The sequence below is a fragment of the Haliscomenobacter sp. genome, assembly GCF_040403615.1.
Lineage (GTDB): Bacteria > Bacteroidota > Bacteroidia > Chitinophagales > Saprospiraceae > Haliscomenobacter.
Genome location: NZ_JBBAKG010000064.1, coordinates 24,856 through 35,049, shown reverse-complemented (window position 1 = coordinate 35,049; position 10,194 = coordinate 24,856). Strand labels below are relative to the sequence as shown.

General features: G+C 45.1%; 12 protein-coding genes and 1 tRNA gene. 8 read left to right on the top strand and 5 right to left on the bottom strand.

Annotation, left to right across the window (positions count from 1 at the left end):
• The coding region (locus ABW391_RS19155; RefSeq protein WP_353483515.1) for an FISUMP domain-containing protein at positions 1–800 on the bottom strand (800 nt) is incomplete at its 3' end.
• 142 nt (positions 801–942) lie between these two features.
• Here ABW391_RS19155 and ABW391_RS19150 point away from each other — a divergent pair.
• The 4 genes from ABW391_RS19150 to ABW391_RS19135 all read left to right on the top strand — a co-directional run bounded on the left by ABW391_RS19150 (position 943) and on the right by ABW391_RS19135 (position 3,512).
• Positions 943–1,029 (top strand) — tRNA-Ser (locus tag ABW391_RS19150).
• A 35-nt stretch (positions 1,030–1,064) separates the two neighbouring features.
• Positions 1,065–1,781: a hypothetical protein gene (locus ABW391_RS19145; RefSeq protein WP_353483514.1), complete on the top strand. Its 717-nt coding sequence runs from the start codon at positions 1,065–1,067 to the stop codon at positions 1,779–1,781.
• Positions 1,778–2,035 carry a Txe/YoeB family addiction module toxin gene (locus tag ABW391_RS19140; RefSeq protein ID WP_353483513.1) on the top strand — a complete coding sequence of 86 codons (258 nt, stop codon included), beginning with the start codon at positions 1,778–1,780 and terminating at the stop codon, positions 2,033–2,035. Before ABW391_RS19145 ends, ABW391_RS19140 begins: the two co-directional genes overlap by 4 nt.
• Before the next feature lie 112 nt (positions 2,036–2,147).
• Entirely contained in the window at positions 2,148–3,512 is a 1,365-nt protein-coding gene (locus ABW391_RS19135; protein WP_353483512.1) for an amidohydrolase family protein, read from the top strand.
• A gap of 42 nt (positions 3,513–3,554) precedes the next feature.
• On the opposite strand, the gene ABW391_RS19130 is transcribed toward ABW391_RS19135, so the two are convergent.
• Positions 3,555–4,082 (bottom strand): shikimate kinase, encoded by a 528-nt coding sequence (locus ABW391_RS19130; RefSeq protein ID WP_353483511.1) that lies wholly within the window; start codon positions 4,080–4,082, stop codon positions 3,555–3,557.
• 93 nt (positions 4,083–4,175) lie between these two features.
• On the opposite strand from ABW391_RS19130, the gene ABW391_RS19125 reads away from it, so the two are divergent.
• Positions 4,176–4,664, top strand: a complete 489-nt coding sequence (locus ABW391_RS19125) for a DUF1573 domain-containing protein (RefSeq protein ID WP_353483510.1) — start codon at positions 4,176–4,178, stop codon at positions 4,662–4,664.
• Between the two features lie 14 nt (positions 4,665–4,678).
• Positions 4,679–5,308 carry a uridine kinase family protein gene (locus tag ABW391_RS19120; RefSeq protein WP_353483509.1) on the top strand — a complete coding sequence of 210 codons (630 nt, stop codon included), beginning with the start codon at positions 4,679–4,681 and terminating at the stop codon, positions 5,306–5,308.
• 60 nt (positions 5,309–5,368) lie between these two features.
• Here the strand turns inward: ABW391_RS19120 and ABW391_RS19115 are convergent, their stop codons facing one another.
• Positions 5,369–5,689 carry a hypothetical protein gene (locus tag ABW391_RS19115; RefSeq protein WP_353483508.1) on the bottom strand — a complete coding sequence of 107 codons (321 nt, stop codon included), beginning with the start codon at positions 5,687–5,689 and terminating at the stop codon, positions 5,369–5,371.
• A gap of 80 nt (positions 5,690–5,769) precedes the next feature.
• Here ABW391_RS19115 and ABW391_RS19110 point away from each other — a divergent pair, with 80 nt between their 5' ends.
• A complete protein-coding gene (locus tag ABW391_RS19110; RefSeq protein WP_353483507.1) occupies positions 5,770–6,138 on the top strand; it encodes a DUF6249 domain-containing protein in 369 nt (122 codons plus the stop codon).
• A gap of 63 nt (positions 6,139–6,201) precedes the next feature.
• On the opposite strand, the gene leuB is transcribed toward ABW391_RS19110, so the two are convergent.
• Both leuB and ABW391_RS19100 read right to left on the bottom strand, forming a co-directional pair.
• A complete protein-coding gene (gene leuB / locus ABW391_RS19105; RefSeq protein ID WP_353483506.1) occupies positions 6,202–7,314 on the bottom strand; it encodes a 3-isopropylmalate dehydrogenase in 1,113 nt (370 codons plus the stop codon).
• Between the two features lie 197 nt (positions 7,315–7,511).
• Positions 7,512–8,663: a 2-isopropylmalate synthase gene (locus tag ABW391_RS19100; protein ID WP_353483505.1), complete on the bottom strand. Its 1,152-nt coding sequence runs from the start codon at positions 8,661–8,663 to the stop codon at positions 7,512–7,514.
• A gap of 149 nt (positions 8,664–8,812) precedes the next feature.
• Between ABW391_RS19100 and ABW391_RS19095 the strand changes: the two genes are divergently transcribed.
• Positions 8,813–10,194 (top strand): hypothetical protein (locus ABW391_RS19095; RefSeq protein ID WP_353483504.1); only part of this gene is annotated, 1,382 nt, incomplete at its 3' end.

Here is a 10,194-nt window from a genome sequence, read left to right as displayed (position 1 = left end):
GGTGTAAAATATCCGCCGCCACGAACCTCAAAACCACTGTCTCCATCCCTCAAAAGCGCCCGAAACACCTTGGCACTTCCTTTTTTTAAATCGCTGATCGGATCGTACATGCGGAAAAGCTCCACCCATTCTGCCTCAGTGGGAAGCCTCCAGCCTGGCCCTAAACGCTGACATGCATCTTGTGCGCCAGTGAAGTAATACAATTTGCCAAAACGGGCGCAATATGCATCTTGGTTTTGAAAACAGGCAGAAGTACCCTTGAGGTGCAAATTGAGGTTGTCGGCCAGCCAGGTTAGTTTGCCCAATTGGATGCAGCGGTAGGAGTTTCCATCCTTGTCCGAAACCTTGGAATAAGCTAAGCTTGCGGCGCGTTTTTGGCGGTCGCGGTATACCAGGGCCGAAACCCGCAATTGGTTGACTTTGTAGCCCCGGTCTCGGGCATATTTTGCTTCCGGGTAGTTTTTGAAGTACTCCCAATACCCGGCAGGAGTGTGCAGTAGCCGGGCTGCAGTCCACATGGCTTCTTCTCGTTTGGAATTTTTGGGAAAATCAGCAGCAAAATCCAAGTAGAGTGCAGGATCTTTTTTGGTTTGAGCCAAGCGCCAGGAAGCTTTTTCCCGGTATGGACTTTTGGGATGATTTTTGATGTATTGCTCGTATCCGAGCGCTGAATTCACCAAATAACGAGTGATGAACCATTGGCCTTGGTTTGGAAAACTCAAGAAGAGAATGATCAAAGCCAGTAAAAGACTGAGCCAAAAAACCAGGGAACGATTGGGGGACTTTTCAACAACGGGCATAGTATCTCTAATTTTTTAAGGAAATATAGGATAATCTGTTTTATGGTGGAACATTTTTAAATCAAAAATCCTTATCGGATTGTTTTTTATTCATTGCAATGCGTAAAACCGAGCCCCTTTTGTTATTTTTGTTTTCCACACAGGAGATGTGCCAGAGCGGTTGATCGGGCTTGACTCGAAATCAAGTGTACTCGCGAGGGTACCGGGGGTTCGAATCCCTCCATCTCCGCATTTTTTAACTTATGGGATCAAAAGACACAATACATGAGTGAAATGACAGCTAAGGTAATAAATGAAATGATGCTAAGGGTAGTGTATAGAGCTGGAGATGATACGCCAAACAACCTTTACAATAATGCATTGATCGATATTTTGACTAAAAACGTGAATCTCTTTGATATTGATGAAGCAGCCAAAGCATCTCGGTTGTTCCTCAATAATTTAAGTACAGAAGGTGACAATGCGCCAATAATGAAACCTGATGAACTTTTCAACCAAATAAGTCGGATCATAAAATCACTTGAAAACAATACAGAATTTAAAGCACTGGCAGAAAAAGTGATAACATGGTTTGACTTCCAGATTACAACAATGGCTGAATCCATTGAAAAAATAAAGCAGGAATTCCTGGGCAAAGATCTTAATGAAATAATTTATGTAGCACCTCGACCTAAATTTGACGATATGGCAATGGAGGCTTTCAGATTTAGAGTCTGCGATGTTCAATTTATGATGATAGTAGCCAATCTAGTAATTAATAAATCATTGACAATTAGCAAAAAAAAGATCAATCAACTTATTGGGTTCATAGATCAAACCATGGAAAGCTACGGTGCTTTTTTGATTTTTTTTGATATCTGGGAGCCATCTAGTAGTCTAAAATATGATCGAATGTTGGTACTTGCGGACATTTATCACATTGATTTTTCAAGAGGGTACAAACTCAATGGAGAAGGCCAAAAAGTAGCACTTGTAGGATGAATATATCATTTACCAAAACATCCAGACGACACATAGAACAAATACTTGATGAAGACACCAAACTCGGTGGTAAAATCCTTGAGTTGTTGCATGATATTTTCATGGATAGAGACACCGGAAAACCAGAGCGACTGAAAGGCAATCTATCTGGCTGGTGGTCTCGTAGGATAAACCAAAAACACCGATTGGTCTACCAAAAAGATGAAGAATTTATACACGTTGCTCGATGTTATGGCCATTATGAAGATAAGTAAATGGCAAATAGTAGATGTAAAACAACTAATCTTTTGTATCCTATTTTGTGCCATGCACTTATGTCTTACCAACGGCATTTGAATCATTCAAGCGAAAAAAACCATTACAGTCATGCGATCATTTTTGGTTTCCATATTCTTTCTTTCAGGTTCGTTAGTCCAACTTTCAGCCCAATCCACCATCACGGCCTTCACCCATGTCAACGTCATTCCGATGACCAGTGAAACGGTGTTGAAAGATTATACGGTGCTGGTGAAAGATGGCAAAGTGTACAAAATGGGGCCTGCCGATGCCCTCAAATACAGCAAAAAAGTAGAAACCATTGACGGCACTGGCAAATTTTTGATGCCTGGCTTGGCCGAAATGCACGCCCATATCCCAACGCCCATTGATGGCAACGACGCCGAAGTACGCAATGTGCTTTTCTTGTACCTGGCCAATGGCGTAACCACCATCCGTGGCATGTTGGGTGATCCGTACCATTTGGGATTGCGCAAAGAGGTGATGGCAGGTACTGTCCTCGGGCCACGCATTTTTACCTCCAGCCCTTCCATCAATGGCAACTCGGTCAAAACACCTGAAGAAGGTCGTCAAAAAGCCGCGCAATACAAGAAAGACGGATACGATTTCCTGAAAATCCACCCTGGTGTAAAGCGTGATGTATTTGATGCCTTGGCAACCACTGCGCAATCCTTGAAATTGCCTTTTGCTGGCCACGTTCCAGTTGAGGTGGGCATTCGCCATGCCCTGGCCTTTCGCTATGCTTCTGTCGACCATTTGGATGGCTACCTGGAAGGCCTGGTTCCTGCCGAAACCCTGAAGGCAAACCCCGAAGGAGGCTTTTTTGGCTTCAATTATGTTGATCTGGCCGACGATAAACAATTGGGCGCTTTGGTTGCCGAAACCAAAAAGCAAGGGGTTTGGGTAGTGCCTACCCAAAGCTTGTTTACCCGCTGGTTTTCACCAGTTGATGCCAATCTATTGGCCAATCAGCGGGAGATGCAATACATGCCCTCCAAAACCCTATACCAATGGCGACAAAGCAAACAAAGCCTGACTGGTGCAGGCTTTAGCGAAGCCCAATGGAAAAAATTTATCGCCCTGCGTCAAAAAATGCTGCGCAGCATGCACAGTGCTGGCTTAGATTTGCTGTTGGGTTCGGATGCACCACAGGTGTTCAATGTTCCCGGATTTTCATTGCACCACGAGATGGCCAGTCTCCTTGAAGCCGGACTTACGCCGTATACCATTCTGCACAGCGGAACGGCCAACCCTGCGCGCTATTTTGGACAAAGTGGACAATTTGGTACCATCCAACCTGGAGCTTCCGCTGATTTTATCCTTCTGGAAGGCAACCCCTTGGAGGACATCAACAATACCTGGAAACAACTTGGGGTGATGCTGCGCGGCAAGTGGATGAGCAAAGCCTTTATTGATGCCGAGTTGCAAAAGATTGCAGACAAGCACAAATCATAACCTCTATCAAAGTTTGTTTGGTTGTAATGGCAAATGTTGGTTTCATTTGGATGAAGCAGATTGGAACGTCTGATACAATGCTACCAATTGGGGTACCAATGATTCATTTCCAATTTGTGAAACAATCAATTTCGACTGGTTGTAAAAGGATTCTCGAACACTCAACCGATCTGCAATAAAAGCCTCCAATTGGGTATCGTTGAGGTCGCGTACCAAAGGGCGTTGGGCTTGTCCTTTTTTCAGCCGTTTGGCCAAAAGTTCCACACTGGCCTGTAAATAAATGCTCAGTCCATGTTCGTTGATCCAATCCATGTTTTGGTGAAAACAGGGCGCGCCTCCACCACAGGAAATGATGGTAGAATGGTCATTGACCGTATCGCGGAGAATCTTTGCTTCCAATTGACGAAAGTGGGCTTCCCCATCGGTTTCAAAAATTTGGCCAATGCTGCGCCCTTCCTGGGTTTCCAAACGAGCATCCAGATCCACAAATGGCAGATTCAAAGCAGTAGCCACTTGCTGACCAGTGTACGATTTGCCGGAACCCATAAAACCCACCAGATATACATTCATCTCGAAAAACTTGAATCAAAGATCAAAAATAAATCGCAGCTTCACCAGAAGCTTTTTTATTTTCGCCACGTGAAGTTCTAAAAAATCGGTTCCATGCGCTACAATTCTTTGTTCATTTTTCTGTTTTTTCTGGCCGCCTGCCAAAATACAACCCAACAAGATCAACGGGCCGTTGAAGAAATTACCGACCCGGAATTGGTTTTTAATTCCGACATCATTCGCAATCCCGTTACGGCTGAGCCCAAATACGTTGACACAGTCAATGTGGCAAAATTGGATTTCAAGATCCACTCCTTTGATTTTGGAGCAATAGAAGAAGGACAAAAAATCACCCACGAATACGAATTCACCAATACCGGCAAAGTGCCGCTGGTGATCACCAATGCACACTCTACCTGTGGTTGTACGGTGCCGGAATGGCCCAAAGAAGCCATCAAGCCTGGCAGCAAAGGCAAGATTGTAGTCAAATTTGACAGCATGGGCAAAGCTGGCCCTCAAAGCAAACCCATCACCATTGTAGCAAACACCTATCCTTCTGAAACCATGCTCGAATTGGTCGGTTTGGTGAATGCCAAACACTAATTCAAGTCAAAAAGATGAATTCACCATTGGTTATTGGGATTACCGGAGGTAGCGGCTCTGGAAAGACGACGTTTATCAAATTGTTGCGGGAGCCTTTTACGGATGCAGATGTTTGTGTGCTTTCCCAGGACGATTATTACAAACCCCGGGCGGATCAGAAAAAAGACGAGCAGGGCGTATACAATTTTGACCTGCCTGGTTCCATCGACAAGAAATCTTTTCTACTGGATGTGGAAAAACTGATGGCAGGCCAAGTGGTCACCCGCAAGGAATACACCTTCAATAACGAAGTCGGAGATCCCAAACTGTTGGTCTTTAATCCTGCTCCGGTGATTATTGTGGAAGGTCTGTTTGTTTTTCACTACAAAAAAATCAGTGCCTTGTTGGACTTGCGCATTTTCCTTCATGCCAAGGAAAACCTCAAGGTGATTCGCCGCATTCGGCGCGACCAAGTGGAGCGCAATTATCCCATCGACGTTGTGTTGTACCGTTACGAGCATCACGTGACGCCTACTTTTGAAAAATATGTTGCCCCCCACATCGAGCATGCCGATCTGGTGATCAACAACAATAAGGATTTCAACATGGGGCTTGCAGTTGTACAGGGCTACATCAAGAATTTTTTGTTGGAGTACCCGCGCTGAGCTTGGAAGCTATCTAATAGTACCAAAAAATGAATTTTCTCGGCCTTCCGCCAAGTAGCACTAAATAATCCGCTCAAATTCATCTTCTTCCTCCACAACAATGTTTCGACTGATGGCCTGATTGCGCATTTGGTGCATCAGGTTTAAATGTTCCAACACTTGAGCTTGAAAAGTTGGATCAACGATCTTCTCCACATCTTCGAGGGTGTCGACGCCTTCTCCGCTGCGGAATTTATAAATCTGTTCGTACAGTCCCGATTCAAATTTGACCGAAATTTTGTTGTCCATCTTGAAAACCGAAATTTTCAGAATCGGGTGCTCAATATTGCCAATGATGCGCATGGTGATTTTTTGAGCCACAAAGCTCGAAAAAAATCGCATTTATTTGTAACCAGATCTGACCCCATCTCGTCAAACCATCAAATGATACCAACATTGTTTCGTTTCAAAAATACAAAAACATGCACGGACCAGAAGTAGCGGTAGCCATCAATGCGGTAGTATGGCCGTTCATTGCTGCCATTGTTTTTTTCTATTTTTTCTTCAGTCACCGCACCAAGGTGCGTTTGGCGCTGATTGAATCTGGCCGGGATGCCAGTATTTTTCGCCGCAATACGGTGAACAAATTGCGTTCGCTCAAACACGGAATTGTAGCCTTTATGGCCGGATTGGGCCTGCTTTTTGGCGGCTTTTTTGATGCCATCGGCATGGACGATGATGTAGCTTATCCTGCTGGTGTGCTGCTTTTTGTCGGCATTGGCTTGGTCTTTTTTTATTTTTATGTCAGCCGAGCGAATGAGGTAAGAGAGGAAGAATCAGATTTGATTTAAGCTGGTTTGGTATTTTACTGATTGAAATGCGCGTAAAATGCCAAACCAACTTCAACCTAATGCTCAAATTATGGTTGCTACCCGTTCTCCCATCACACTGATGCTTTGGTGCATCTCATAGTGATCGGTAATGAGGTGAGCAATCAAGTCGCCCATTTGAGAGCAGGAGTATTCTGTATCCAGGTGCAATTCTGCTGTTCCGATGCCTTTTTCCAGTACATGACGTACTTTGTAGCGAATCACCGAAGCCTCTTCGTACAACTGAAAATGGTCCATCATCATCGCAACCGATAAAATTGTGGCGATAGGATTGGCAACATCTTCGCCAATTGCCTGTGGGTAAGAGCTATGGATGGGTTCAAACAAGGGGGTACCATCACCTAACGAAACCGAGGGCAACAAACCAACCGAACCGGATATAGCGCCCGCTTCATCCGAAAGTATATCTCCAAATAAATTGTCAGTAAGAATTATGTCGAATTCCTGCGGATCCAACACCATTTGCATGGCGGCATGATCGATGTGCAAAAAATCAACTTTCACAGTTGGAAACAAAGTCGCCATTTTGCACACAATTTCCCGCCAAAGCCGCGAGGTTTCCAATACATTGGCTTTATCTACCAGGGTCAGTTTCCCCTTGCGTTTTGCCGCTTGCTTAAAAGCGATTCGGGCTATGCGTTCGATTTCACGGGGGTGATAAATGGTCACGTCATACGCACTGCCATCGGCGTTGCGGCCTTTTTCGCCATAGTATACGCCACCGGTTAATTCCCGGTAAATGATGAAATCTACATTCTTAATTTTTTCTTTCTTCAATGGAGAAAGGTGCAACAAAGAGGGAATTGCACGCACCGGGCGAATACTGGAGAAAAGCCCCATTTTTTTGCGCAACTGCAAAATGCCCTGTTCCGGTCGATCTGCTCCAGGCGTGCGGTGATCGTATTTGGGGTCGCCTACTGCACCAAAAAGGATGGCATCGCAGCGTTGGCAAACTTCCAGTGTTTTGGCGGGCAAAGGAAGCCCTCCTTTTTCAATGGCACTTGCACCAATGTCCAAATAATGCAAAGTGAATTGATGGTGAAATCGGTCGGCAATGGCTTCTAATACTTTTACACCTTGTTCAACTACCTCCGGGCCAACGCCGTCACCGGGGAGAATAGCAATTTTCTTTTCCATGGGATCAATATAATTTGTTATCGTAAGGACTGAGTTTTGGTTTAGTCAAGTTAGACGACAAAAAACAGGAAAAGGTTTCCTTTGGCAAAGCCAAAATAGGAAACCTTTTCATCTTCTAAATAACGTACTATACAATTGATTAGTGGCTTAAAGCAAAGTAAAATTTTGGTAATATTTGGTCAAATTACGGTTAAGGCTTATCTGGCCTCGACAATAATGCCTTCCAAATCGGTATCGTCGATTTCTTTTTTGCGGTCAGCCCACTCCAAAAACTTCACATAAGTAAGGTCGAGTTCATCTTTGGTCAGGTTGTGGCCGATCTCTTTGGCGCGGAAAGCCAGGGCGGCGCGACCACTGCGGGCGGTCAGTATAATCTTGGACTGATCGACACCAACTTCCAATGGATCGATGATTTCGTAGGTTTCCCGTTGCTTGATTACCCCATCCTGGTGGATCCCAGAAGAGTGGGCAAATGCGTTGGCACCTACGATGGCCTTGTTGGGCTGTACAGGCATTCCCATGCGATCGCTCACCAATTGGCTGGTTGGATTCAATAACTTGGAATTGATGCCCGTGGTGAAGCCTAAATAAGGGTGTTGGCGCATGATCATCACCACTTCCTCCAGAGAGGTGTTGCCGGCGCGTTCTCCAATCCCGTTGATGGTACACTCGATTTGGCGTGCACCGTTTTGAACTCCGGCGATGGAATTGGCGGTTGCCAGACCAAGGTCGTTGTGGCAATGGGTGGAAAGCACACAGTTGTGAATACCCTTCACATTTTCGTAGAGGTACTTGATTTTCAGGCCGTATTCCTCTGGCAAGCAATACCCGGTAGTGTCGGGAATGTTTAGCACAGTGGCTCCCGCGGCTACTACGGCTTCAATTACTCTGGCGAGGTACTCGTTGTCGGTACGGCCTGCGTCTTCTGCATAAAATTCTACATCCTCCACAAAGGATTTAGCGTACTTTACGGCAGCTACTGCACGTTCGATGATTTCTTCGCGAGTAGCTTTAAACTTGTGCAGGATGTGCGAATCAGAAGTTCCTATTCCTGTGTGAATGCGGGGGCGTTTGGCATATTTCAAGGCCTCTGCTGCGGTTTTGATGTCCTTTTCCACCGAACGGGAAAGACCACACACAATGGGATCTTTCACTGCTTTGCACACGGCTTCCACCGATGCAAAATCACCTGGACTGGAAATAGGAAACCCTGCCTCGATCACATCAACGCCCAGTTTTTCTAGGGCCAAAGCCAACTCGATTTTCTGGTCGGTATTCAATTTGCACCCCGGAACTTGTTCCCCATCTCTTAAGGTGGTGTCAAATATGTAAATCCTGTTGCTACTCATTGGTGCGGATTTTGTATGTTTGCTGACTTCAAAGATATTTTGTTGGTCAAGCGGCTTAAAATCAAAATCAAAAATTAGTACAAGTCGGTAAACAGCACGATGTTCCAAAAGTTGTTGACTCTTAATCGATTAATAAAATCGAATCTACAATGCCTAAACAAAAAACAGATGACCTTGTAGCGCTCATCCGTTCACTTACCAGGGCCGAAAAGAGGCATTTTCGCTTGTTTGTGAAGCGCAACCAGTCTTCAGAAGACATTCTGTTTCTGCAACTTTTCGATTTTTTGGAAAAAAGAGGAGAGTATGAGGAAGACGTAATTTTGAAAAAAATACCCGAAGTCAAAAAGAGTCAGCTCTCCAATCTCAAAGCACATTTGTACAAGCAACTCCTTACCAGTTTGCGGCTTTTGAGTACCAAAAATGCCAATGACATCCAAATCCGCGAGATGGTGGATTACGCGCGGGTATTGTACAACAAAGGCCTTTATCGGCAGGCGCTGGATATGCTGGAGAAAGCAAAAGGAAGGGCCAGAACTGGCAATTACCATGCACTGGCCCTGGAAATTCTGGAATTTGAAAAGCACATCGAAGGACAATACATCACCCGCAGCATCGAGGGGCGGGCAGACATGCTGGCTGCCGAAACCCTGGAATTGACGCATATCATTGAAAATACGCATGCTTTTTCAAACCTGGCTTTGCAGTTGTATGGCCTGTACCTCAAAGTAGGCTACGTCCGCAACGAAAAAGATGCCCAGGATGTAAAAGAGTTTTTTTATTCCCGCCTGCCCAAAACGGAATACAAAAACCTGGATTTCATGGGGAAGGTGTACTACAACCAGGCCCACATGTGGTATTATCATATGAACCAGGAGTTTACGTCTTGCTACCGGTATGCCCAGCGCTGGGTAGATTTGTTCAACCAAAACCATGAGATGCTGGAGTTGCATACTCCACTATACCTCAAAGGCTTGCACAACCTGCTGAGCACCCTGTACAACATGTTGCATTACAAACGCTATGCCGAAGTTTTTAATGATTTAATGAGCTTTCCAGAGCGATTTGACATGGCCGACGACAACAACATTGAAGGGCTGTTCTCTTTGTTCAAATACATCCACTCCATCCAAAAGCATTTCATCGAAGGGACTTTCACCGAAGGCATCACCCTGATCCCTGAATTGATGGAAATCATTGAAAACGAGCGATACAACTGGGATCATCACCGCATTTTGGTGTTCTACTACCGCATCGCTTGCCTTTATTTTGGCAGTGGCGACAACGACAACGCCATCACCTACCTCAACTTGATCATCAACCAAAAGAATCCCGATTATCGAGGCGACATCCAAGTGTTTGCCCGCATTCTCAACCTGATCGCCCACTTCGAAATGGGCAATGCCCAATTGGTGGAATACCAAGTAAAATCTGTTTACCGCTTTTTGTCCAAAATGGAAGACATCGGCGCGGTACACCGCGAGGTATTCCGCTTTCTTCGCCGCATTCCACGCATGCGCGAACAAGAATTGCG